Annotated in this window: 27 protein-coding genes, 2 pseudogenes and 1 other annotated feature; of the genes and pseudogenes, 26 read left to right on the top strand and 3 right to left on the bottom strand. The window is 40.1% G+C overall.

Features of this window, described 5'->3' with window-relative positions; translation table 11 throughout:
* Window positions 1–221: 221 nt before the first annotated feature.
* From V7150_RS12105 to pheA, 25 genes are all read left to right on the top strand, one after another.
* The gene (locus tag V7150_RS12105; protein WP_335518163.1) at window positions 222–1,529 is read left to right on the top strand and encodes a bifunctional folylpolyglutamate synthase/dihydrofolate synthase; all 1,308 of its coding nucleotides are present in this window, start codon (window positions 222–224) and stop codon (window positions 1,527–1,529) included.
* Between the two features lie 85 nt (window positions 1,530–1,614).
* Window positions 1,615–3,336: a sensor domain-containing diguanylate cyclase gene (locus tag V7150_RS12100; RefSeq protein WP_335518159.1), complete on the top strand. Its 1,722-nt coding sequence runs from the start codon at window positions 1,615–1,617 to the stop codon at window positions 3,334–3,336.
* A gap of 254 nt (window positions 3,337–3,590) precedes the next feature.
* A complete protein-coding gene (locus V7150_RS12095; RefSeq protein WP_335518156.1) occupies window positions 3,591–3,905 on the top strand; it encodes a hypothetical protein in 315 nt (104 codons plus the stop codon).
* A 104-nt stretch (window positions 3,906–4,009) separates the two neighbouring features.
* Window positions 4,010–4,450, top strand: coding sequence for a type II secretion system protein (locus V7150_RS12090; RefSeq protein WP_335518153.1), 441 nt, complete (start codon window positions 4,010–4,012; stop codon window positions 4,448–4,450).
* Window position 4,451: 1 nt separating this feature from the next.
* Entirely contained in the window at window positions 4,452–5,207 is a 756-nt protein-coding gene (locus V7150_RS12085; RefSeq protein ID WP_335518151.1) for a prepilin peptidase, read from the top strand.
* 15 nt (window positions 5,208–5,222) lie between these two features.
* A complete protein-coding gene (locus V7150_RS12080) occupies window positions 5,223–5,495 on the top strand; it encodes a hypothetical protein (RefSeq protein WP_335518148.1) in 273 nt (90 codons plus the stop codon).
* Window positions 5,496–5,515: 20 nt separating this feature from the next.
* Window positions 5,516–5,728 (top strand): hypothetical protein, encoded by a 213-nt coding sequence (locus V7150_RS12075; protein ID WP_335518145.1) that lies wholly within the window; start codon window positions 5,516–5,518, stop codon window positions 5,726–5,728.
* A 134-nt stretch (window positions 5,729–5,862) separates the two neighbouring features.
* On the top strand, window positions 5,863–6,948 hold the full coding sequence (locus V7150_RS12070; protein ID WP_335518142.1) for an SPOR domain-containing protein: 1,086 nt from the start codon (window positions 5,863–5,865) through the stop codon (window positions 6,946–6,948).
* A gap of 205 nt (window positions 6,949–7,153) precedes the next feature.
* The gene (locus tag V7150_RS12065; protein WP_335518139.1) at window positions 7,154–7,726 is read left to right on the top strand and encodes a Maf family protein; all 573 of its coding nucleotides are present in this window, start codon (window positions 7,154–7,156) and stop codon (window positions 7,724–7,726) included.
* Between the two features lie 46 nt (window positions 7,727–7,772).
* Entirely contained in the window at window positions 7,773–8,462 is a 690-nt protein-coding gene (gene radC / locus V7150_RS12060) for a RadC family protein (protein ID WP_335518136.1), read from the top strand.
* 163 nt (window positions 8,463–8,625) lie between these two features.
* On the top strand, window positions 8,626–9,648 hold the full coding sequence (locus V7150_RS12055) for a rod shape-determining protein (RefSeq protein WP_335518133.1): 1,023 nt from the start codon (window positions 8,626–8,628) through the stop codon (window positions 9,646–9,648).
* 188 nt (window positions 9,649–9,836) lie between these two features.
* Window positions 9,837–10,718, top strand: coding sequence for a rod shape-determining protein MreC (gene mreC / locus V7150_RS12050; RefSeq protein ID WP_335518130.1), 882 nt, complete (start codon window positions 9,837–9,839; stop codon window positions 10,716–10,718).
* Window positions 10,715–11,233: a rod shape-determining protein MreD gene (mreD, locus tag V7150_RS12045; RefSeq protein ID WP_335518127.1), complete on the top strand. Its 519-nt coding sequence runs from the start codon at window positions 10,715–10,717 to the stop codon at window positions 11,231–11,233. The genes mreC and mreD overlap by 4 nt, the downstream gene beginning before the upstream one ends.
* A 195-nt stretch (window positions 11,234–11,428) precedes the next feature.
* Window positions 11,429–12,109, top strand: coding sequence for a septum site-determining protein MinC (gene minC, locus V7150_RS12040; protein WP_335518126.1), 681 nt, complete (start codon window positions 11,429–11,431; stop codon window positions 12,107–12,109).
* A gap of 1 nt (window position 12,110) precedes the next feature.
* A complete protein-coding gene (gene minD, locus V7150_RS12035; protein ID WP_335518123.1) occupies window positions 12,111–12,914 on the top strand; it encodes a septum site-determining protein MinD in 804 nt (267 codons plus the stop codon).
* A 162-nt stretch (window positions 12,915–13,076) separates the two neighbouring features.
* Window positions 13,077–13,865 (top strand): M23 family metallopeptidase, encoded by a 789-nt coding sequence (locus V7150_RS12030; protein ID WP_335518317.1) that lies wholly within the window; start codon window positions 13,077–13,079, stop codon window positions 13,863–13,865.
* On the top strand, window positions 13,858–14,724 hold the full coding sequence (locus tag V7150_RS12025) for a M50 family metallopeptidase (protein ID WP_335518121.1): 867 nt from the start codon (window positions 13,858–13,860) through the stop codon (window positions 14,722–14,724). The genes V7150_RS12030 and V7150_RS12025 overlap by 8 nt, the downstream gene beginning before the upstream one ends.
* A gap of 336 nt (window positions 14,725–15,060) precedes the next feature.
* Complete coding sequence (locus tag V7150_RS12020; protein ID WP_335518119.1) at window positions 15,061–16,527, top strand: Rne/Rng family ribonuclease; 1,467 nt, start codon at window positions 15,061–15,063, stop codon at window positions 16,525–16,527.
* A 34-nt stretch (window positions 16,528–16,561) separates the two neighbouring features.
* Window positions 16,562–16,644: a sequence feature (ribosomal protein L21 leader region), on the top strand.
* A 13-nt stretch (window positions 16,645–16,657) separates the two neighbouring features.
* A complete protein-coding gene (gene rplU, locus V7150_RS12015) occupies window positions 16,658–16,966 on the top strand; it encodes a 50S ribosomal protein L21 (RefSeq protein WP_283919673.1) in 309 nt (102 codons plus the stop codon).
* A 15-nt stretch (window positions 16,967–16,981) separates the two neighbouring features.
* Window positions 16,982–17,326: a ribosomal-processing cysteine protease Prp gene (locus V7150_RS12010; protein ID WP_335518115.1), complete on the top strand. Its 345-nt coding sequence runs from the start codon at window positions 16,982–16,984 to the stop codon at window positions 17,324–17,326.
* Complete coding sequence (gene rpmA, locus V7150_RS12005; RefSeq protein ID WP_026572313.1) at window positions 17,327–17,620, top strand: 50S ribosomal protein L27; 294 nt, start codon at window positions 17,327–17,329, stop codon at window positions 17,618–17,620. It abuts the gene before it with no gap.
* A 201-nt stretch (window positions 17,621–17,821) separates the two neighbouring features.
* Entirely contained in the window at window positions 17,822–18,352 is a 531-nt protein-coding gene (locus tag V7150_RS12000; protein WP_335518111.1) for a sporulation initiation phosphotransferase B, read from the top strand.
* Between the two features lie 50 nt (window positions 18,353–18,402).
* A complete protein-coding gene (obgE, locus tag V7150_RS11995) occupies window positions 18,403–19,692 on the top strand; it encodes a GTPase ObgE (RefSeq protein WP_335518108.1) in 1,290 nt (429 codons plus the stop codon).
* Between the two features lie 192 nt (window positions 19,693–19,884).
* Entirely contained in the window at window positions 19,885–20,334 is a 450-nt protein-coding gene (locus tag V7150_RS11990) for an ACT domain-containing protein (protein ID WP_335518105.1), read from the top strand.
* Window positions 20,335–20,459: 125 nt separating this feature from the next.
* Entirely contained in the window at window positions 20,460–21,317 is an 858-nt protein-coding gene (pheA, locus tag V7150_RS11985; protein ID WP_335518102.1) for a prephenate dehydratase, read from the top strand.
* A 404-nt stretch (window positions 21,318–21,721) separates the two neighbouring features.
* Here the strand turns inward: pheA and V7150_RS11980 are convergent, their stop codons facing one another.
* Complete coding sequence (locus V7150_RS11980) at window positions 21,722–22,258, bottom strand: transcription repressor NadR (protein ID WP_335518099.1); 537 nt, start codon at window positions 22,256–22,258, stop codon at window positions 21,722–21,724.
* Window positions 22,259–22,443: 185 nt separating this feature from the next.
* Here V7150_RS11980 and V7150_RS26605 point away from each other — a divergent pair.
* Window positions 22,444–22,560, top strand: a pseudogene (locus V7150_RS26605) (LysM peptidoglycan-binding domain-containing protein); the annotation flags it as partial.
* Between the two features lie 203 nt (window positions 22,561–22,763).
* On the opposite strand, the pseudogene V7150_RS26600 reads toward V7150_RS26605, so the two are convergent.
* Together V7150_RS26600 and V7150_RS26595 are read right to left on the bottom strand one after the other, a co-directional pair.
* Window positions 22,764–22,910 (bottom strand): annotated as a pseudogene (locus V7150_RS26600) (hypothetical protein); the annotation flags it as partial.
* Window positions 22,911–23,066: 156 nt separating this feature from the next.
* A complete protein-coding gene (locus V7150_RS26595; RefSeq protein ID WP_420490281.1) occupies window positions 23,067–23,348 on the bottom strand; it encodes a hypothetical protein in 282 nt (93 codons plus the stop codon).
* Window positions 23,349–23,672 lie beyond the last annotated feature (324 nt).

Genomic DNA, 23,672 nt, shown 5'->3' with positions numbered 1-23,672 from the left:
CAATGGATTCGTCTCGTCTTATGAAAATCCTTTAAAAAACAAACAGAATTCCGTCGGAACAGTCCAATATTATGGGAGATGGTGCTTTATCGGCGGTTTTCTGTGGTTTATCGGCGAACCCGAATCTTTTATCAGCGAATTTTGAAATTTATTAGCGAATTTCCCACTTTTATCAGCGAATCAATCTGTTGAAGTAGAAAAAATAGATGGGGTGTTACAAAATGTTCACTACATATAATGAAGCCCTAGACTGGATTCATGGAAGACTAAGACTAGGAATAAAACCTGGTTTAAAAAGAATGGAATGGATGATGGACAAGCTCGAGAATCCTGAGAGCAAAATAAAAGCAATCCATGTTGGCGGAACAAATGGCAAAGGCTCAACCGTCACCTTTTTGCGCTCGATACTTCAATCTGCGGGCTATACAGTAGGTACCTTTACTTCACCGTATATTGAACAGTTTAACGAGCGGATTAGTATCAATGGGAATCCAGTCAGCGACGAAGAACTTTTACAGCTGGCAAATATGATTCGTCCATTAGCAGATGAGCAAGAGGAAACAGAGCTTGGAGGCCCGACTGAATTTGAGGTCATTACTGCGATGGCGTTCTATTATTTTGCCAATATTAGAAAAGTAGATATTGTGATTTTTGAGGTAGGTCTTGGTGGAAGATTTGATTCAACCAATATTATTCAACCACTGGCCTCTATCATTACAAATATCGGTCTCGATCACACTAATATACTTGGTAACTCGTATGAGGAAATCGCCTTTGAAAAGGCTGGAATTATTAAAGAGGAGACACCAATTTTTACAGCGGTCAAACATCCAGGAGCGCTAAAAGTGATTGAAGAACAGGCAGAAAAAATGTCTGCGCCAATTTATAGGTTAAATCAGGAGTTTACGATAAGTGGACATGAATCATTAGCAAGAGGAGAAGTGTTTACATTTATAACAAAACTTCAATCCCTTGAGCAGTTAGAACTCAACATGATTGGCCAGCATCAAACGGAAAATGCATCAATAGCCATACTTGCCGCCCAATACTTAAATCAGATTGGCTTATTCACAGTCACTGAGCAAGCAATACGAGTCGGATTAAAGCAAGCGTTTTGGCCTGGAAGATTTGAAGTTCTCTCAGAAAATCCACTCGTGATCATTGATGGCGCCCATAATGAAGAAGGAATAACTGCGTTAACCCATGAACTATCTATCAGATTCAATGACCGAAATATCCATATTGTATTTGCAGCGTTAACGGATAAAAAGCTTGATGAAATGATTAGCAAACTTGATAAAATTGCAAACCAAATTTCATTTGTCAGCTTTGATTTTCCTCGTGCAGCCAAAGCAGACCAATTGCTTAACATTAGTCAATCTCAGAATAAAAAGGCAGTCGATCATTGGCAATCCTACCTCTTAGAAGAAATAAAAATGTTAAAAGCTAGTGATATGTTAGTAGTGACGGGTTCCCTCTATTTTATTTCAGAAGCGAAGCCGCACATTTGTAAATATCTGAAAAATTAAACCTTTTCCTTATGACAATGTCTATTATAAATGGTAAAATAATGTTATCTTGAATTAAGCATATTTGTCGGGGTGGGGGATTAGGATGGATGTAAAACCGCAAATGAAACAAGCGATTTTTCTTGTATGGCTCTTGATGGTTCCGGCAGGATTGTGGTTCACCTATAATAATTATCCCCCTAATATCTCTGTAAATTGGTTAGATCTTTTGGCATTTTTACTATTAACCTCAATAGTAGCCGCGGTGCCGATTGTTATTAATAATATGTTTATTTTTTTAATCCAATGGGTAGCGCTTGCTACCTTTTTGCGCTTTGGTTTATTTGCCGAAATTATTTTTGCTCAGATAGCTGTGGTTGTTTTACTACTTAAGTTAAGGATCCTTCGAAAAGGAGAATTATTTAGGCTGCCACTTAATTTAAATATGTTTTTTTTAGTTTCCTTTATCAGCGGCATTATTTATTACATTCTTGGCGGGCAGACAGGCCCAAACTTAACCCATGATCCCCGCTCATTGTGGCTTGCAGTTTTATATGTAGTCCTAAACTATTTGCTAAATCAAATCATGGTTTCTTTCAATCTTTTTTTTATTTATAAAATTAAAAAATCCTTTTTTGGTAAGGATTTTTTCGTCGAGACGGTAACAACATTAATCACACTCCCAATTGGTTTTGTGTTGTACATACTTTTTAATCAAGTAGGCTTAATAGGTCTATTGTTTGTGGGAATTCCATTTGTCAGTCTATCAATTATCTTTAATCTCTATTATTCAAGTGAAAAAATAAATGAATATTTACAGAAGGCTTCAGAGATCGGTCATCAGATGGCAGAGCGTCTGTATGTAGATGATGTCCTAGATCTGTTTATTCAGAAACTGAGTGAAATGCTGCCTGTTGATTATTCTTATATACTGGAGGCTGACGGCGAAGTACTTAAATTGATTCGTCGAATGGAAGCTGGATTAGTAATGCCAAACGAAAGCCTTTCTTTGAAAAAAAACGAAGGGATTTGCGGTATGGTTTGGTCGAAACAAAAAGCTCTCTTATTTACATCAAGGAAAGAATGGCAACAGTATTCTACTGATAACATTCCGAATGATGTAGAAAGTATTTTAGGTGTACCGATTATGAGAAGTAAAAAACTAATCGGGGTGTTAGTGCTTGCTTCAAAGCGAAAACGAGCCTATGAAAAATCGCAGCTGATGATAATTGATATACTTTGTTCGCATTTTGCGGTAGCAATTGAAAACGCCAATAATTTTGAACAAACCAAAAGGCAAAGTGAACGCTGTGCCTTAACAAATTTATTTAATTATCGCTACTTTGAAACGTTGCTGACCGAGGAGTTCGAAAAAGTAGCTAAGTTTGAGCGAAAAATTTTATCGTTAATCATCCTTGATATTGACCACTTTAAACAGGTAAATGATACGTATGGTCATCAAAGCGGAAACGAAATTCTTCGTGAACTCGCCGGCAGATTGAGAAAGCTTGTCGGATGCCGCGGAACGGTTGCGCGGTATGGCGGCGAAGAATTTGTTGTTCTTTTACCGGATATGTCGAAAGTAGAAGCCTACCAAATGGCAGAACAAATTAGAGAAATGGTATCTAATTGGCCATTTACACTTCAACAGTCCTTGGAATTAGGCAATAACCAACAGAAGATCATGATTACCGCCTCAATTGGGGTTGCCACGGCACCAGAAGATGCGGAGGATTCATTGGCGTTGATTAGGCATGCTGATCGGGCTCTTTATGTGGGTGCTAAGCGTGCTGGCCGGAATCGGGTGGCGGAGTATTCGTCTTGTTAAAAAGAGGTGTGTCTAAGTTGTTTTTTACAACTGGTCACACCTCTTTTTATGTTGTTAATTATAATCAACATCATTTATGACTGTATTTACATTATCTCCCCATTTGATGTTAAATTCAGGCGGTATTTGGGTTCCACACTCTTTAATAAATGTATCGAGATTAACGAGATGTTCCTGTTGATTTACAAGCTGTTATATTGAGAAAAATCCAACCATTGAAATTCTAGAGGAATCAACATTTTCATTATAAGAATTTGCTAATAAAAAAGAAGATTGAAACAGCTGAATTACTTAATGTTATTGCAACAGGAATCTATCAGGCTGTTTTGCCATCGAATTTTTCTATAGTAGAAAGAAATATAGGAAGTTCTCTTCCGAATTATGCAAACTTAGGATTTGAAGCGAAAGTAAATCCACGTAATAATACGGATTTTATTATAAAAGTCCAAATAAGACAATCCGATGATGATAGTTCTTTTGTCAGGGGTTGTAGGGGTCATTGTCATGTCAATTATGATGCCAATGTTCTCAATGTTCGACCAAATGAGCTAAAATTGCATAAATATTAAAATTGAGACAAATTTTGCTAAAATTTTCTTTTCTTCAGATGACAATTATTGTATACTCACGGAGAAATAGTACTAGGTTAAAAGAACCGGAAGGAGATGTTGAAATGGTAGAAAGTTTACGTTTAAAGCTTAAGGAACAAAAAGGTTTTACCTTGATTGAATTACTAGCAGTTATCGTTATTTTGGGGATTATTGCGGCAATTGCGGTTCCAACAATCAGTAGGGTAATTGATAATAGCAAAAATAAGGCAAAAATAACAGAAGCAATCCAAATTATTGATGAAGCAAAATTAGCACAAGCGGAGGGTGCCCCTAGTGATTCTACGAATAATACAATTACTTGGACTCATACTGAAGGTACTAGTGCTACGACTCCTTTAGATTCATATATATCAAAATTAAAGGACAAGTCTTTTTCTGTAACATATAATATATCAACTAAAAAATATACAATTAATGGTCATGAATCAGCACCTGTAGTTAAAGATACCTATGATGATAGTATCTCTGTTACTGAAGATCAATTTGCAACAGCTGTTAGATAAAATGACTTATTTTTTATTATTTGTTTACGGATTAGTTCTAGGCTCCTTCTTCAACGTAGTCGGCCTTCGAGTTCCATTAAAAAAATCAATTGTTACACCAAGATCAGCATGTCCCACTTGCGGGCATCAGTTGACACCATTTGAACTCATCCCTGTGTATTCATACATAATTCAAGGGGGGAAATGCCGCGGCTGTCAGTCACGGATTACTCCAATTTATCCGATTATGGAATTACTTACTGGAATTCTTTTTGGAATAACACCTTTAATTGTTGGATGGTCTGGAGAATTATTAGTTGCCTTATCACTAATATCGATGCTAATGATTATCGTTGTTTCAGATATAAACTATATGATCATCCCTGATAAAATTCTAATCTGGTTTGCAGGGCTTTTTTTATTGGAAAGGATTTTTTGGCCGTTATCTCCATGGTGGGGAAGCCTCATTGGAGCAGTTACAGGTTTCCTTGTTCTTTTTGTGATCATGTTTGTCAGCAAGGGCGGGATGGGCTTTGGTGATGTGAAGCTCTACGCCGTTCTTGGTTTTGTATTAGGCTTTAAACTGGTACTTTTATCATTTTTTCTCTCAACCTTATACGGTGCAGTAATAGGCGGCTTGGCCATGCTTTTTAAAATAGTTAAGAAGCGTCAGCCGATTCCATTTGGACCATTTATTGCAGCAGGAACATTGACAGCCTATTATTGGGGACCGGATTTAATTGATTTATACCTGCGGTTTCTTACTCAAGGATTTTAACTAAGGTGTTTTTGTATGACTTTTTCTCTATTTACACCCAAAAACCGAATTATCAACCTGGTATTAAATGACCATTCCATTCGTTTTCTTGAATTGAAGCAAACGGACCCTTCCTCTGCACAAAGGTGGAATGAAAGGTTTCTTCCCCCGGGCATTATTGGTTATGGAAAGATAGCTGATATTGATTCCTTAACGAGCATTTTGGAAGAGTGTATCGATGAATGGAAGATGCGGAGACGCTCGATCCGTTTCTTAGTACCAGATCCTCTTGTTATTATTAGAAAATAGAATCTTTAAAGCGGATTGTCGTGGTAGAATCGATTAGTTATACAGGCGGCCAAGAGATAACTAGTTTGGATCCAGAAGTCAAACCAATAAGCTACAGCCTGACGATTTCTGTTTTTTACATGCCTAGTTTAGCTGACTTGGCGGCAGATCTTCCGAAAATCGACGCACCTGCACCGGCAGGAAAAGATAATCCATTAAGCGAGTTTCCTGCTGTGACACAAACACAACCTTAATTACCAACATGGCGAACTAACAAATAATTTGGCGAAAGTCTACGATAACAAGACGACAAAAGTCTTGTTATTTTTTTTTGCCTTTATGATAGGATGAAACCAATTACCCGTCGGAAGAGAGAGGAGTACAATTAGTGGACAAGCCTAAAAAAGGCAATACAATTAAGATCAAATTAAATGCAGAAACCCAGCCTGTTCAGGATGAACCAAAAAAAAGTGAGCCGGAAGTGAGCACCGAGCCTGTTACAAGAGTAATTAAAATAGATTCGAATAAGTTAGATTCTAAGTTAGATTCGGATGTTTTATTGGAGACTGCAGCAGCCCAGGAATCTGTCGATGAAAGCTTTGACTGGATTATTCCAGAGTCCTCAGAAAATGATATAGAAGAATTTAATATAGTCAGCAGTAAAACGCCCAAGAAAAGTAGTGTACCTAAAATAACATCCTTTTCATCCAATTCTAAGAAAAAGAATGTCCAGCCGCTTGGATCCATCGTCATTTCAAGTATTTTTGCGATCCTGATTGGTACAACGATAGGTATTGTTATGCTAAAGTTGTTGACAACAGGACCTTCTGATAAGACAGTAACTGAACCACCTGTTGTAGAAGAAAAAGGTGGGACTGATAAGAAGCCTGCTGCTGGTAAGACGACATCTGCAGACCTAAAGCAACTAACTGCTTATGTCATTCAAGGCGGATTCTTTTCATCAAAAGACGGTGCGAAGGAAACCGCATCTCAAATATCATCAAAGGGTGTACCGTCTCAAATAATAGAAATGGAAGGAAAACATTTTATCTTTTTAGGTGCTGCAGATTCGATTGAAACGGCAAAATCGCTAAGTACCCAATATAAAGATAAGGGTGTTGAGGGTGCATTTGCAAAACCGTTGTTGCTAGATGAAAAGAAAGTCTCAGATATTTCAACAAAAGAAAAGGACTTTTTAGAAACTGTCCCTGCGATTTACGAGACCCTTTCTTTAGTGACTTCAAGTGCTCTATTAACTAAATCCATTTCAGAAGAGTCCACAAAAGCATTAGCTGGCATTGAAGAACAATTAAAAGTAAACGACCTTAAAAACGAAAAGGTAAAAAATCTAAAAGTAGAATTATCCAGCGCAGAAGAAAAGGTTAAAGCCTTCCAAAAATCAAAAGATGCCAAGAGCATTCGCGAAGCACAGCAGCATTTATTAAATTTCCTATCAACCTATTATTCCATGTAATCGACATATCTCGATTATTATCCGGGAAATATAAGCAAGATAAGCCTGTCCAATGGAGGCAGGTTTTTTAGTGGCAAAAAAATCACTTTGCATAATTTGACATATTTCTTCAAATTTTAATCATATAAAAATTGTTTGCACTGGCAATTTCTGATACGATTAACTTGTATCTCCCTATACAAATGCAAAAAGGTAAGGTGATTAAATGCAGAACCTCATTTTAGCCTCTTCTTCTCCACGGCGAAAAGAACTTCTAGAAAATCTCCACTTAACATTCGCGATTTCAAGCAGTGAAGTTGATGAAAGCTTTGATCCTTCGCTCTCCCCGGAGGAAGTAGTGATGGAGTTAGCCGAGCGTAAGGCACAGGCAGTTTTTAATCAAAATAAAGATGCCTTTGTGATTGGTTCGGACACGATTGTCGTTGCGAATAATCGAATCTTAGGAAAGCCAGCTGATGAAGCAGAAGCAATAAGTATGTTAAAAAGTTTGTCAGGTCAGCAGCACGATGTATTTACGGGTGTTTCAATTGTGTCTCCAGAAAGTTTAACTCGTTTTTATGAAAAAACGGAAGTTTGGTTTTGGGAGTTAACGGACGAAGAAATTAAGGCCTATGTACAAACTGGCGAACCGCTTGATAAAGCAGGTGCATATGGCATTCAACAGCTCGGAAGTATGCTTGTCAAAAAAATAAATGGAGACTATTTTGCGGTTGTCGGTCTGCCTGTTGCCAGAACTATTAGGGAATTGAAAAAGGCAGGCTATCAGTTGCCGTATTAACTTTTATTAGGTTCATTAACTCCCTCGATAAAAGGGAGGAAAAAAAGTGACCACAAATACATTAATGATCCGTGATTTTCCGCAAGATGAACGGCCGAGGGAACGCTTTATCCAGCATGGCCCGCAAAGCTTATCTAATCATGAACTAATTGCCATCCTGCTTCGCACCGGAACGAAGGATGAGTCGGTATTACAATTATCGAATCGCTTGCTTAACCATTTTGAAGGTTTAAGACTTTTAAAATCAGCTACCTTAGAAGAAATAACCGAAATAAAAGGGATTGGTTCGGCTAAGGCGATTCAAATTCTTGCTGCCGTTGAAATTGGCAGAAGAATGTCCAACTTAAATTATACTGACCGCTATGTGATTCGGTCCCCTGAAGACGGGGCTAAGTATGTCATGAACGATATGCGCTTTTTGACACAGGAACACTTCGTTTGTTTATATTTAAACACGAAAAATCAAGTAATTCATAAACAAACTGTTTTTATCGGCAGCTTAAATGCCTCAATCGTGCATCCTCGCGAGGTTTTCCGAGAGGCATTAAAACGGTCTGCGGCATCAGTAATCGCCCTGCATAATCACCCCAGCGGCGATCCCTCACCAAGCCGCGAAGATATTGAGGTCACTAAGAGGCTGGTTGAATGTGGAAAAATAATTGGAATAGATTTGCTCGACCACCTCATTATTGGTGAAAACAAGTTTGTGAGTTTAAAGGAAAAAGGGTATTTATAACACTAGGATATTATTTGACGATGCGCTATAATATTGGGTATGATTTTTTAGGACTGATTTAAAAAAAGCTATATAAATAGTACGAAAAAAGACATGATAAATAAGGTAATTACCTGCCTATAGGAATTTGTGCATTTCGTATCAGAAAGGGAGATACAACATTATGTTTGGAATTAAACCTAGAGATCTTGGTATTGACTTGGGGACAGCAAATACCCTCGTATATGTAAAAGGAAAAGGAATTGTCTTACGGGAGCCATCAGTAGTTGCTATGCAAACCGATACAAAAAGTATCGTGGCAGTGGGAAACGATGCGAAAAACATGATTGGACGGACGCCCGGGAATGTCGTTGCGATGAGACCGATGAAGGATGGTGTCATTGCTGATTTTGAAACAACTGCATCGATGATGAAGCACCACATTCGTCAAGCACAGAAAGGTACTAATCTTTTCTCTGGAAAGCCATATGTTATGGTTTGTGTGCCGTCAGGTATTACGGCAGTTGAGGAAAGAGCTGTCATCGACGCGACTAGACAGGCAGGGGCAAAGGATGCCTATACGATAGAAGAGCCATTTGCGGCAGCGATTGGTGCTAACTTGCCTGTTTGGGAACCAACCGGCAGTATGGTTGTTGATATTGGCGGCGGTACAACAGAAGTCGCAATTATTTCATTAGGGGGCATCGTGACAAGTCAGTCAATTCGCGTGGCCGGTGATGAAATGGACGATTCGATTATTTCATATATCCGTAAAAATTATAATTTAATGATTGGGGAGCGTACGTCGGAAACGATTAAAGTAGAAATCGGATCTGCTGGTACGCCTGATGGCATCGATAATATGGAAATTCGCGGACGTGATTTATTAACAGGTCTGCCAAAAACGATTGAAATTACGGCTAAAGAAATTGCCGCAGCCTTAAATGACACAGTCTATGCGATTGTCGAAGCTGTGAAGAATACATTAGAGAAGACTCCGCCGGAACTGGCCGCAGATATTATGGACAGGGGAATTGTATTAACAGGTGGGGGCGCGCTCCTTCGTAATTTGGATAGGGTTATTAGCGAAGAAACGAAAATGCCTGTCTTGATTGCCGAGAACCCGCTTGATTGCGTGGCCATTGGAACAGGAAAGGCGCTCGATCATATTCATTTATTTAAAAACAAAGCAAAAGATTCCCGTTAAATCAGAAAAGCGGAAGCGCCTTGTTCCACGGGTCTGTGTTCCCCTAGGCGCTGAAGCTGACAACACGGAAAGCGATATTGATTAGGTGTTATTTAAGGGAGAAGAGCGAAGTTCACTAATGCTAGTCAGTTTTCAAAGTTCAAAGATTTAAAAATTCGTATTTATTAGAAAAATAGAGGTGTATAATCATGCCACAGTTCTTTTTGAATAAACGACTGATTATTTTGCTTGTCAGCATAATTGTTCTCGTGGCATTGATTGGGTTTTCTATAAGGGAGAGAAGTAAATTATCCTGGCCGGAGCAATTTGTTAAAGACACAACCGGCTGGGTTCAATCCTTGGTTTCAAAGCCTACCAACTATGTTGCAGGCTTTTTCGAAAATCTCCAGGACTTGACAAATACATATGAAGAGAATAAGGAATTAAAATCACGCATTGAAAATCTTGCCAGCCTTGAAGCACAAGTTCAAGAGCTGAAAAAAGAAAATAAAGAATTACGTGATGTTCTCGGTGAAAAAAAGACCTTGAGAGATTATGAACCACTTCCAGCTACTGTTATTGGCAGAAACCCTGATCGTTGGCATGAAATGATTATTATTGACAAAGGTAAAATAAACGGAGTCAAAAAAAATATGGCTGTTGTCACGGCAAACGGCCTGATTGGAAAAGTAAAAAGTGTTACTCAATTTAGCTCTACCGTACAGCTATTAAGCTCAATGGATCCGAAAAACCGGATTTCCGCCATTGTCCAAGGCGAAACAGATGTGCATGGACTTGTGGAAGGCTATGATAAAGAGAAGAAATTGCTTATGGTGAAAGCCATCCCTTCAGGGGCAAAAATTGAAAAGGACCAAACTGTCATCACCTCAGGGTTAGGCGGTATTTTTCCAGCAGGGTTACCTATTGGAAAAGTGGTCGAGGTTAAACAGGATCAGTACGGATTAAACCAGACAGCACTTGTGAAACCTGGGGCAGATTTTTACGATATTAAAAATGTGATCGTTACGAAAACAAACAAAAAACCGGTGGATGCAACCGAAACCACTGAAGGGAAGGAGGAGGAATCGTGAAAAAGTTCCTTCTTCCTCTTTTGTTTCTGTTTTTATTTATTTTAGAAAGTCTTTTTGTTCAATATGCACCAGCAGACATGTTGGGACGGAATCTCATTGTAGCTCCCCATTTTCTCTTTGCCGCCCTTTTATTTCTGACGATTTATGTTGGAAAGAAACAGGGAATTATATATGCGGCTATTTTTGGATTATTATTTGATATTGTCTACATCGAAATTATTGGGATCTACCTATTTCTTTATCCATTTATTTGTTATCTTGTTTCAAAAATCATGCATATCATGCAGAATAATATTGTGATTGCCTTCCTCGTATCTCTTTTTGGCATCGCCTTATTAGAAGTGGGGGTTTACGAAATGGATCATTTAATCCATGTGACAAACCTCGATTTTATGAGCTTTATCAATTTGCGTTTTTATCCGACCCTTATCTTGAATGCCGTCTTTATCATTATTGTGGGATATCCTTTTAAGCGGATTTTTGAAAAGCATGCTGAAGCACTAAGAGCTGAATAATTATTTTATCTTGGTTTACGGAGTATGAGTTTTCTCTTTAAAAAAGAGGAGAATGGACGCATCATGTCGAAATTTAATTAGGATGTTAGTATTTTTGATTCGGAATGTGCATGACGACATGCAAATTTCATTTTTGGTAGGAAAAAATTTGCTTGTTTTGAAATTGCTTTTTTAATTATGAGGTGAAATTTCTCCATGAAAAAACGGCAAAATGTTACAATAAAAGGAACGAAGGAAGGTCTTGTCCTTCATCTTGATGATACATGTTCCTACGAGGAACTAAAAAAAGAACTCGATCAAAAGCTTTCGGCCAACTCGAGGACACAGGAGGAACGTAACTTATTCTCCGTGAAAGTACACGTTGGCAATCGATATTTAACCGAGGAGCAACGCGAAGAGCTGAAGAGTTTGATTCGCCAAAAGAAGAATTTAGTTGTGGATGATATTGAATCGGATGTCATGACAAAGGAAGAAGCGAAACGGCAAAAGGCCGAAAATGAGGTCATGACCGTTTCTAGCATTGTTCGTTCAGGCCAAGTGCTCAGAGCCCCTGGTGATTTACTATTAATCGGTGATGTCAATCCAGGCGGATCGGTCGTTGCCGGTGGAAATATTTTTATCATGGGGTCATTAAAAGGATTGGCACATGCCGGCTGCTATGGCAACGAGGAGGCTGTTATTGCAGCGTCCAATATGAAACCAACGCAGCTTAAGATAAGTGATTCTATCAATCGCGCGCCAGATACCATACAAAAAAATGAGAAAAGGGAAATGGAATGTGCTTACATAGATGAGGACCGTCAAATTATTGTTGATAGATTACAAGTTTTAATTCATTTAAGGCCTAATTTAAACAGATTCGAAGGGGGACATTAAAGTGGGTGAAGCAATAGTAATTACATCCGGTAAGGGCGGAGTAGGGAAAACGACAACTTCTGCTAATATTGGCACAGCATTGGCCCTTCAAGGAAAAAAAGTATGCTTAGTGGATACAGACATCGGTCTTCGAAACTTGGATGTCGTCATGGGGCTTGAAAACAGAATTATTTATGATCTTGTCGATGTGGTCGAAAAAAGGTGCAAAATCCATCAGGCATTGGTCAAGGACAAGCGCTTTGACGGGTTATTATATTTACTGCCGGCAGCACAAACCGTTGATAAATCAGCTGTTAAGCCCGAGCAGATGAAAGAACTGATTAGTGAATTAAAGCAAGACTATGATTATATCTTAATTGATTGTCCCGCTGGTATTGAACAGGGCTTCCAGAATGCCTTGGCCGGAGCTGATAGAGCAATTATCGTCACAACACCAGAGGTTTCCGCGGTTCGTGATGCAGACCGTATCATCGGCCTGATTGAAAAACAACAGAACATGGAAGCTCCTAAATTAGTAGTCAACCGTATCCGCAATCATATGATGAAGAGCGGCGATATGCTTGATATTGATGAAATCACCCAGCATTTATCCATTGAACTCATTGGCATCGTTGCCGACGATGAAGAGGTCATTAAAGCCTCCAACCACGGTGAACCGATTGCCCTTAATCCAAATAGCAGGGCATCTATTGCCTACCGCAATATTGCCAGAAGGATTCTTGGAGAATCCATCCCGCTTCAGCCGCTAGAAGAAGCAAATAAAGGTGTTTTTACAAAAATTAAGAAGTTTTTTGGTGTTCGATAATTAATGTGCCTGTCCTTATTGATGTGGACAGGCTATTTTTTATTTTGGACTCTATATATATTCATTTGTAACAATAAAATTTAGGATAACCTTTATGTGAAGTCATACTATGCCATTGCTCTTCATAAACTTGTACAAAAAGTGGGAAAAGGGTTGATGGGTATGGCGCGGACTACACCGGAGGAAATACGGCGACGAATCGCTAAAAGGAAAAAAGAACAGGGCTCAACGACTAAAACACCAGAACGCCAAATGATTTGGCCTGGCGAGGACGAAAACTACAATTTTAATCATACTACCTCTACTGGAAAAGGAGGCGGGGATTCCGGACATCCATTATTTAAGAAGGAAGTATTCTTTTTCAAAATATTGGCGTCTGTACTCCTTTTTTTAACAGTTGCCATTATGTTTCGCAATCATAATGCAACCTTTGAGCCAGTAAGGGACTTTGTTACAAAGCAAATGGACCAGGATTTTAAGTTTGCCACAGTTTCCAACTGGTATGAAGACAAGTTCGGCAAACCATTGGCCCTGCTCCCATTTTCAGAGGACGATCGAGCTGGAAAAAAGAATGTTGTCAAAGAGTCGGATTTTTCCGTTCCGGCGATGGGAAAAATCCTTGAAAACTTTGAAAAAAATGGCCAAGGCATCATGATTGAAACGGAAAAAGGTGCCGTAGTACAGTCGATAAATGATGGGCATGTTACTTTCGCTGGAGTTAAAGAAGGGTTGGGGAAAACAGTCATCATCCAACACCCCGATGATTCAACAACATGGTACGGAAATTTAGATGAAATAAAAGTCAACTTATATGAATATATCGAAAAGCGAACGGTGGTGGGAACGGTTTCCGTGTCAACCGGTGAGGATAAAACAAAAGGCAAGTATTATTTTGCCATTAAAAAAGATAATGATTTCATCGACCCGATCCAGGTGATTCGCTTTGAATAGAGCCATTACGTTACTACGACAAGTACAGATTCATCCGTTGCTGTGGATTGTGATTGCCCTATCGATTGCAACTGGTCATTTCCTTGAAGTCTGCCTGCTACTTGCGATTATATTTATACATGAAATGGGGCATGCTGCTGCGGCTTCTTTTTTTTCATGGAGAATTAAGAAAATCACCCTTCTGCCGTTCGGCGGGGTTGCCGAAATGGATGAGCACGGCAATCGTCCCCTTAAGGAAGAATCGATTGTTGTGCTTGCCGGACCGCTGCAGCATGTGTGGATGGTGGCGGCAGCATACGGCTTTGTTTCGCTGCACGTGATTCCTGAAGATATATTTAAACTATTTATTAGTTATAACGTTATGATTTTGGTGTTCAATCTTTTTCCCGTTTGGCCGCTTGATGGCGGAAAACTGGTATTCTTACTGCTCTCATTAAAAAGTTCTTTTCCACATGCACATCGTCTGACACTGTTGATTTCATTTTTCAGCCTATCCCTGTTTTCGATAATCATTTTACTGGCTGCACCTGCTAATATAAATGTTTGGGTCGTAATTGCCTTTTTATTTTTCTCACTTTACCATGAGTGGAAACAACGACGCTTTATTTTCATGAGATTTTTATTAGAGCGCTATTATGGAAAAAAGTCGGGTCTGCAGGCATTGAAGCCTATCCAGGCCAATGAACAGGACTTACTCATCCATGTGCTGGAAAAATTTCAACGCGGCTGTAAACATCCGATCATCGTCAATGCGGGCGGAAAGGAAACAGGCACATTGGATGAAAACGAGCTCCTGCATGCCTATTTTACAGAAAAGCGCCTAACCGATAAAATCAGCGACCTTCTCTTTTCATATTAAAAAAGGGTATAATAAAAAGAGCGGAAGCGCCCGATAAACGAGCGCTTTTGCTGTGACTGAGGATACCTGGCGGTTGATAAAGGCTGAATATAAGTTTTTTTAAATTTGATTCTTCATAATAGCGTTGAAGGACAAATCCGGAGAAAAGAAAGCAAGATTTGGCCCTCATAAAGGCAATGAAGGCCAAAACAGGAGAAAAGATATTGAGATTAGTCCTTCATAAAGGCGATGAAGGACCTTTCGGGTGGAAATCCATCTAGATTAGTCTTAATAAGGCAATTCTAGAAATACAAATAACAGGAATAAGTTATTATTTTAAAAGTGAGGACACGTGGTTTGGAAACATTAATTATCAATTACACCGCACGAGAGAAGCGATTTGCTTATTTAAGAGATCACCGTGTAGAACAGATCATTTTTGACCGACCAGAACATCGCTCGCTGGTCGGTAATATTTATTTTGGGACCGTTACAAAGGTGTTGCCGGGGATGAATGCTGTGTTCATCGATATTGGCGAGGAGAAAAATGCCTATTTGCACCGTGACTCTCTGCCAGCATACGTGCTTTCATCTGAAAAACAAAAAAATATCACTTCGTTCGTGCATCAAGGAGAAAAAATTCTCGTTCAGGTGGACAAGGATGCAACCGGCACAAAGGGACCAAAAGTTACGGGGATTATTGAAATACAGGGGAATCATCTTATTTACATGCCTAAAGGACGTTATGTGGCCGTATCGAAAAAAATTGCCGATGTAACTGCGCAGGCAATGCTTCGCAGCCTTGGCAGCGGTCACAAAACGGAAGAAGAGGGGATCATTTTTCGTACTTCTAGCATTTCAAGTACAGAGGAAGAAATTCAAGAAGAGCTGCAAACGTTAAGACAACAATTTCAAGAACTATTGCAGAAAACAACCTCCCTAAAAAAACCGGGATTAATTTTTCAAAAAGATACCTTCATTGAAATGATCTTGACTCAGGCTGCAAGGATGAAGATTGGAGAAGTCATTGTCGATGATCTAGCGGTAAAAAAAATGCTTGAGCAGGCCAACCCTAAAGTGAAGCACTGTTACTACAACGGAAAAGAGAATATTTTTTCAGCCAACCAAGTGGAGCATGAAATTGACAAAGCGCTCAAGCGGATTGTCTGGCTCGATCACGGTGCCTATATTATATTTGATGAAACGGAAGCATTGACGATTATTGATGTGAACACTGGAAAATTTTCCGGTAAGAACGATTATCATGATACTGTTCTTAAAACCAATCAGCTGGCAGCCCAAGAGATTGCCAAGCAACTGCGCCTTCGCGATATCGGCGGCATTGTCCTGATAGATTTTATTGATATGAAACGCGAGCAGGATAAACAGACGATTCTCAACAAGGTTGAGACGGAAATAATGAGAGATGAAAAAAGAACAAAAATCATTGGTTTTACCCCGCTTGGGATTCTTCAACTGACTAGGAAGAAGACAAAGGTCACACTGTCAGAGGCTCTCCAAGTAAAATGTCCAGTCTGCGACGGCACAGGACGGATCCTTAGTGCTGAAACCATCGCGTTCCGGCTTGAGCGAGAGCTGTTAGAGCATCGTCATGCTGAATTCGAGGCAATTTTAATAGAGACAACCCGAGAGGTGAAAGAAACTCTTCTGGGTGCAGATCATGCACACAGAAAAGTATTAGAAGACCTGCTGCATGTAAAACTTTATTTTTCCATACAACCATCTGTTAAACCGTATTATGTCTTGAAACAATTTGGCGATGACAAGGATATCTCCCCAAAAGCTATTGACACTCTTGCTTGAATTATGTTAGTATTCTAATGTTATGTTTGTAGCACCTGTGCTACAACCGCGCAGAACAGGTAGTAAGATTTTGCGAGATTCGCAAGACGCCTGTATATGGCGAGTCTGAGTTTATAAGGAGGTGCAGTTCATGTACGCAATTATCGAAACTGGCGGTAAACAACTTAAAGTCGAAGAAGGCCAAGCAATCTACATTGAAAAATTAGATGTTGAAGCTGGTGAAACAGTTACTTTTGACAAGGTTCTTTTCGTTGGCGGTGAAACTGTAAAAGTTGGAAGCCCTGTTGTTGCAGGCGCTACTGTTACAGCTAAAGTTGAAAAACAAGGCCGTGCGAAGAAAATCATTGTTTTCAAGTACAAAGCGAAGAAAAACAACCGTAAGAAGCAAGGTCATCGTCAACCTTACACAAAAGTAATCATCGAAAAAATCAACGCGTAAGGTGTTGGATTATAGATGATTGGGATTACGATTACTCGTACTGAATCCGGCTTGATTCAGTCTTTCGAAATGAGCGGTCATGCATTATTCGCGGATCGAGGAAAGGATATCGTTTGTGCAGGCGTATCTGCTGTCTCTGTTGGAGCAATCAACGCAGTGCACGAACTGACAGGTGTCACTCCCGATCTTGAATATCGAGCAGATGGGTTTCTCCGCTGTGTTGTACCGGAAGAACTTCCGAATGACATCCACGAGAAAATTCAGCTGATTCTTGAAGCTATGGTCGTTTCCTTACGGACGATTGAAGAAGAGTACGGAAAGCAAATAAAAATTACCTTCAAAAAGCAGGAGGTGGAATAAATGTTATTAAAATTAGATCTTCAGTTGTTTGCATCTAAAAAGGGAGTAGGTTCTACAAAGAACGGACGTGACTCTATCGCAAAGCGCCTTGGTGCTAAGCGTGCAGACGGTCAATTTGTAACTGGTGGTTCGATCCTTTACCGTCAACGCGGTACAAAGATTTACCCAGGTGAAAACGTAGGCCGTGGAGGAGACGATACTCTTTTTGCAAAAATCGACGGCGTTGTGAAATTCGAACGTTTAGGTCGTGACCGTAAAAAAGTGAGCGTTTATCCAGTAGCTCAAGAAGCTTAAATAGGACATCAAAAGGAAACTCTAACCTGTTTGGTTAGAGTTTTCTTTTTGCTAGCGAATTTTACCTCCCAACTAACACGTCAGGAAACCTACTTCTTATAAGCTTCTTTTCGCCTCTACAATATAAAATTGCTTACTCATGTTTGTTTTTTTGATATACTATCAGAAACAGTGTCCAACACACAATGTGGGAGTGTACGTATGGGGAAAGAATGGGATATCGTGGAAGTGCTGCGGCACTCACGACATGATTGGTTAAACAAACTCCAGCTAATAAAGGGAAACCTGGATTTAAACCGAATTGATCGGGTAAGAGCAGTCATTGATGAAATTGTCATTGAAGCGCAGCATGAGACAAAGCTTTCGAATTTACATATGCCAATGTTTGCTGCCCTGCTATTAAAATCCAATTGGGAAAATCCTTCATTTAAACTAGAGTATGAAGTAATGATCGATTCAGAATCAATTAGAATTGATGACACAAACATGACAAATTGGACAAAATCCTTTTTTTTATGTTTAAATCAGGCAATAGAGGAATTTCAAGAAAACCATTTATCCATCACAATTGAACCGCAAATAGATGGTGTTCGTTTCTTTTTTGATTTTAGCGGGATAATAATAAAAAGGGAACTGATTGAAAAATTCCTTGCTGAACCCGCAGCGGATGTATTGGTCAAGGAATTTTCGGGAAGTGAACTCGCGCTGGAAGTTTTTATGCCAGTACTATAACAAGGTGTTTTGACATCAGTTTATGTAAAATGCAAGACTGGAGGAATTAGATGTTTGTCGATCAAGTCAAAATTTATGTAAAAGGCGGAGACGGCGGTAATGGTATGGTCGCATTTCGTCGTGAAAAATATGTTCCAAATGGCGGTCCTGCCGGCGGTGACGGCGGAAAAGGTGCCAGTGTCGTTTTTGAGGTAAACGAAGGGCTGAGAACGTTAATGGATTTTCGCTATAAGCGCCATTTTAAGGCGGATCGTGGTGAGCATGGCATGTCCAAGGGGCAGCATGGAAGAGGCTCTAAGGATATGATTGTTAAGGTACCCCCTGGAACGGTGGTCATGGATGCGGAAACAAAAGAGGTCATTGCTGATTTAGTTGAGCACGGGCAGCAGGCTGTCATAGCTAAAGGCGGCCGTGGCGGCCGTGGAAATACCCGTTTCGCCACACCGTCAAATCCGGCACCGGAGATTGCTGAAAATGGAGAGCCTGGCCAAGAGCGTGATGTTATTCTGGAATTGAAGCTTTTGGCTGATGTTGGTCTCGTTGGTTTCCCAAGTGTTGGGAAATCTACCTTATTGTCTGTTGTCTCATCTGCTAAGCCGAAGATCGCTGAGTATCATTTTACGACGATCGTTCCGAATCTAGGTATGGTTGAAACAGAGGACAGCAGAAGCTTTGTCATGGCCGACCTGCCGGGCTTAATTGAAGGGGCGAGTGAAGGTGTCGGTCTTGGTCATCAATTTTTACGGCATATTGAACGGACGAGGGTTATCGTCCATGTGATTGATATGGCAGCGACAGAAGGCAGGGACCCATTGGAGGATTACCTGACCATCAATCGCGAATTAAAAGAGTATAATTTAAGATTGACCGAGCGTCCGCAAATAATTGTTGCCAATAAAATGGATATGCCTGATGCAGAAGAAAACCTGCAAAAGTTTAAAGAGCAGCTTGAAGAGGATTATCCTATCTTCCCTATTTCAGCTTTATCGCGTAAAGGCCTGCGTGAATTGTTATTCGCTGTGGCCGATAAATTAGAGGAAACACCAGAGTTTCCGCTTGAGCATGAAGAAGAGGATACCGGTATTCATCGTGTTCTTTACAAACATGAGGCAGACCCTGAAAACTTCACGATTACAAGAGACCCGGATGGTTCGTTTGTCCTCACAGGTGAAAAACTTGAAAGATTATTTAAGATGACAGACTTTTCACGCGAAGAATCTGTCCGCCGATTCTCTCGTCAGCTTCGCGGTCTTGGCGTAGATGATGCTTTAAGACAACGAGGGGCAAAAGATGGAGATATCGTAAAATTATTAGAGTTCGAATTTGAGTTTATTGAGTAGTTTGTAAGGAAAAAGGGCGGAGCGGCGCAAAAAAGAATTAGTACATCCAATCGTGGTTTTACGCTGCGAAATAAGAGAAGCCTAGCTCTGTTCACACCACCTTTTTGGCTAGTTCTTTGAATAATTTTAATTCGAAGTAGATGTTGGCATGAATCCCTTTTACGTTTTGTAAGAGAATGAGGTAGAGTGGAAATGGATAATTTTGACAAAAAATATTATTTGGTCCGTGAGGATGTTTTGCCGGAAGCGATGAAGAAAACGATTGATGTGAAAGACATGCTTGAAAAGGGCAAGGCTGAATCGATTGCAGATGCCGTTCAAAAGGTAGATTTGAGCAGAAGTGCCTTTTACAAATACAGGGATACCGTGTTTCCTTTTTCAACGATTCAAAAGGAAAAAATCATCTCACTCTTCTTTCATTTGGAAGATCGCTCCGGGACACTGTCCAAATTGTTAAGTGTCGTAGCGGCGTCAGGTTGTAATGTCTTAACGATTCACCAAACGATACCGCTACAAGGCAGAGCAAATGTGACATTGTCATTAAACACATCGAATATCACAACAGAGCTTGACGATTTACTTGCAAACTTACAAAGACTTGAATTTGTCGAGAAGGTTGAGGTGCTGGGAACTGGTGCATAGTGGACTTTTATCCGCTGGAGCCTGCTCTCAGCTTTCTTTTTAAATAAATGTGATGCAAAATTTTGAAAAATAGCAATAGTGCTGAACAAGCGCTTGCTCATTTATATTAGGGGAGTGGGGAAGCAATGAAAGTCGGGTTTTTAGGACCAAAAGCAACTTTTACCGAACTCGCGGTAAAAAAGGTATTTCATGGATACGAGCTTGAGCCGTATCGCACAATTCCTGAAAGTATAGATGCTATTGTTGATAAAAATGTAGATTTAGCAGTTGTTCCTGTTGAGAATGCCCTTGAAGGCTCAGTAAATATAACCCTGGATTATTTAACCCATGTCGTTCAAATTCCGATTGTTGGCGAAATTACGCTTCCTATCATGCAGCATTTGATGGTTCATCCTGCAAATAAGGAAAGATGGCAAGAGGTAAGCATGGTGTTCAGCCATTCCCATGCCATTGCCCAGTGCCATAAGTTCCTTCATACCCATTTTAAGGGAGTGCCAATCGATAGTGTTTCGTCTACAGCGGCAGCAGCAAAGATGGTGATGGAAAACCCTGAAATGACTGCAGCGGCGATTGCCAATGAATTGGCGGCGAAGGAATACGGATTAGAAATCGTGCAAAAAAATATTCATGATTTTGATTATAATCATACAAACTTTTTTGTTCTGTCAGAACAAATCTTGGATTTTGAGTCGATTAGCGGTTCAGCGCATTACAAAACGACGCTCATGGTTACCCTTCCATCGGATCAGGCTGGTGCTCTCCATCAAGTGTTATCTGCCTTTGCCTGGAGAAAATTAAACCTTTCTAAAATTGAATCAAGGCCAATGAAAACAGGTATTGGTAATTACTTTTTCATTATTGACCTTGAAATGAAGCTCGATGAAGTATTGATTCCTGGTGCAATCGCTGAACTGGAGGCATTAGGCTGCGGTGTGAAGGTTTTAGGAAGTTATCCTTCCAAGATGGTGGATTTTGAAAAATAAATAGATGCAAGATTTTTACCCAATACCATGTACTTTTGGGGGTATATGGTCACAATAAAAGCTTTTTGTGCCCGTTCCAACTCTAATTTGGGAATACGGTCACAATAAAATGATATTTGTGCTCGTTCCCGTGTTAAATTGTGGAAATCGGTCACAATAAAAGCTATTTGTGCTCGGCCCCACGCTAAATTGGGGATAACGGTCACAATAAAAGCAATTTGTACCCGTTCCCACGCTAACTTGGGGATTACGGTAACAATAAAAGCTATTGCGCCCATTTCTAAGTTAATTTCTGAAATCAGTCACAAAAAACGCCTTTTACACCCGAGATCGCTCTTTTTGGTGAGAATCGGTCAAAAAACGCTTTTGCTCAAAAAAAAGACCCGGTGCTATCCGGGTCATTATTATGATTCAAGCAATATGCCTTCCGCCTTTAATGCGGATTCAGCTTTATTGAGAGCCTGTTCAGTAGTTGCTGAAATAGTATGTAGATGGAAGCCGCCTGTTAACTCCGATAGTAATGAGGCTTGTGTTGTTTCCAATCTTTTTAAGAATTGCTTCACTTCCTGGCGGTTAGAAACCATAATCGATGCAGTTAAATCGCCGTAAACCGCATGTTCAATTTTTACATCCTTCACTAAAACGCCGTGATCCACTAATAAATTTAGTTCCTTTTCTGTATCTTTTGGAGTATGCCTGCAAGCAATCGTTCTTTCGAATACTGGCATGCTGGTACTCTGCTTTAAATAAATGTAGCCTTGGCTTGTGGCAATTATCGGTTCATTTTTTGCCTTTAGAAGCGTGATATCCCCTACAATCACTTGTCTGCTTACATTGGTTTGCTCGGCTAAATCGCTCCCAGTAATTGGGGTACTGCTTTCTTTTAGCAATTGTAAAATAAATTTTCTCCGCTCTTCCCCAAGAATCTTTTTTTGTTCCATATGTAAAAACCGCTCCTCACAGTAGGCATAATACCCAATTTTAACATACTGCTTCTAAAAATAAAACTTTCCCAAAGATAAGGATAATCGTAAATTCCGTTATGACAAACAAACATATTTATTAAAAAAATAGCATAAGTTTTTTTGAAGAATGTTAGCACTTTGCCCATTTTCACATACACTATATGGACTTATGCCATAGGAGGGAAATCAGAGTGAAGATCCATATCGTACAGAAAGGGGATACTCTTTGGAAGATCGCCAAGAAGTACGGCGTGAATTTTGAAGAGCTGAAAAAGATGAATTCACAGCTCAGCAACCCTGATATGATTATGCCCGGTATGAAAATTAAGGTTCCAACCTCTGGGGGATCCGTAAAAAAAGAAGGGACAATCAATATAGGAGTAAAAAAGGAAGTGCCCATTGCTGAGCACCCGTTTGCCAAAGAGAAGCCTAAGGAAATGCCTATTAAAGCAGTGCCGATAAAGGAGGTACCGAAAAAGGAAGTACCTATTAAAGAAATGCCGATAAAGGAGGTACCAAAAAAGGAAGTACCTATTAAAGAAATGCCGAAAAAGGAAGTACCTATTAAAGAAGTGCCATTAAAGGAAGTACCGAAAAAAGAAGTACCGAAAAAAGAAGTGCCTATCATCAAAGAAGCACCAAAAGCACCCTATACTCCTAAAATGCCTCTACAAGTAGTCCCAGAAATTGATGTTAGTAATTATTATATGACAAACATGGCCAATATGACCGTGCAGCCAGAGGTTCCAAAGAAGGAAATTCCAATTCCAGCGCCCCTGCCTGTTCAAGAAGCACCTTGTGAGATGCCCCAGGAATATTGTGTCCCTGTCACACCAGTAATGCCAGGGCCTGGTTTCTGCCCGCCATTTGGGGGAGGCGGATTCCCAATACCTCCTATGATGCCATATTCACAAGGAATGGCAATGGCTCCGCCGCATGGAATGATCCATGGTACTCCAGGCGTCGCTCCAACCGTTGCTGGTACATCAGTTATGCCGGGGCAATTTTTCCATGATGAATCGTCATCATTTATGCCGCAAATGCCAGTTGTAAATCCAGCGTACAACCCGGGAGCTGTGATGGGTGCTCAAAGCCCTGTATTTCAGCAGCCAATGATGGATTCAGCAGGATATGGTCAAATGCCTGCAGGATACGGACAGATGCCGGGAGCTTACAGTCAAATGCCAACAGGATATGGGGAAATGCCTGCAGGATATGGGGAAATGCCTGCAGGATATGGGGAAATGCCTGCAGGATATGGGGAAATGCCTACAGGATATAGTCAAATGCCAACAAGTTACAGTGAAGTGCCTGCGGGATATGGACAGATGCCAGCAGGATATAGTCAGATGCCAACAAGTTACAGTGAAGTGCCTGCGGGATACGGACA

Origin of the sequence: Neobacillus drentensis (assembly GCF_036965245.1) — a bacterium.
Classification (GTDB): Bacteria; Bacillota; Bacilli; order Bacillales; family Cytobacillaceae; genus Neobacillus; species Neobacillus drentensis_G.
This window is presented reverse-complemented; position numbering and strand designations above follow the sequence as displayed.

What these genes read in the sequence shown, in the direction of transcription:
- V7150_RS12105 (WP_335518163.1), top strand. Translation starts at nt 222, where the DNA reads ATGTTCACTACATATAATGAAGCCCTAGACTGGATTCATGGAAGACTA.
- V7150_RS12100 (WP_335518159.1), top strand. Translation starts at nt 1,615, where the DNA reads ATGGATGTAAAACCGCAAATGAAACAAGCGATTTTTCTTGTATGGCTC.
- V7150_RS12090 (WP_335518153.1), top strand. Translation starts at nt 4,010, where the DNA reads ATGGTAGAAAGTTTACGTTTAAAGCTTAAGGAACAAAAAGGTTTTACC.
- V7150_RS12085 (WP_335518151.1), top strand. Translation starts at nt 4,452, where the DNA reads ATGACTTATTTTTTATTATTTGTTTACGGATTAGTTCTAGGCTCCTTC.
- V7150_RS12080 (WP_335518148.1), top strand. Translation starts at nt 5,223, where the DNA reads ATGACTTTTTCTCTATTTACACCCAAAAACCGAATTATCAACCTGGTA.
- V7150_RS12065 (WP_335518139.1), top strand. Translation starts at nt 7,154, where the DNA reads ATGCAGAACCTCATTTTAGCCTCTTCTTCTCCACGGCGAAAAGAACTT.
- V7150_RS12055 (WP_335518133.1), top strand. Translation starts at nt 8,626, where the DNA reads ATGTTTGGAATTAAACCTAGAGATCTTGGTATTGACTTGGGGACAGCA.
- mreC (WP_335518130.1), top strand. Translation starts at nt 9,837, where the DNA reads ATGCCACAGTTCTTTTTGAATAAACGACTGATTATTTTGCTTGTCAGC.
- minC (WP_335518126.1), top strand. Translation starts at nt 11,429, where the DNA reads ATGAAAAAACGGCAAAATGTTACAATAAAAGGAACGAAGGAAGGTCTT.
- V7150_RS12030 (WP_335518317.1), top strand. Translation starts at nt 13,077, where the DNA reads ATGGCGCGGACTACACCGGAGGAAATACGGCGACGAATCGCTAAAAGG.
- rplU (WP_283919673.1), top strand. Translation starts at nt 16,658, where the DNA reads ATGTACGCAATTATCGAAACTGGCGGTAAACAACTTAAAGTCGAAGAA.
- V7150_RS12010 (WP_335518115.1), top strand. Translation starts at nt 16,982, where the DNA reads ATGATTGGGATTACGATTACTCGTACTGAATCCGGCTTGATTCAGTCT.
- rpmA (WP_026572313.1), top strand. Translation starts at nt 17,327, where the DNA reads ATGTTATTAAAATTAGATCTTCAGTTGTTTGCATCTAAAAAGGGAGTA.
- V7150_RS12000 (WP_335518111.1), top strand. Translation starts at nt 17,822, where the DNA reads ATGGGGAAAGAATGGGATATCGTGGAAGTGCTGCGGCACTCACGACAT.
- obgE (WP_335518108.1), top strand. Translation starts at nt 18,403, where the DNA reads ATGTTTGTCGATCAAGTCAAAATTTATGTAAAAGGCGGAGACGGCGGT.
- V7150_RS11990 (WP_335518105.1), top strand. Translation starts at nt 19,885, where the DNA reads ATGGATAATTTTGACAAAAAATATTATTTGGTCCGTGAGGATGTTTTG.
- pheA (WP_335518102.1), top strand. Translation starts at nt 20,460, where the DNA reads ATGAAAGTCGGGTTTTTAGGACCAAAAGCAACTTTTACCGAACTCGCG.
- V7150_RS11980 (WP_335518099.1), bottom strand. Translation starts at nt 22,258, where the DNA reads ATGGAACAAAAAAAGATTCTTGGGGAAGAGCGGAGAAAATTTATTTTA.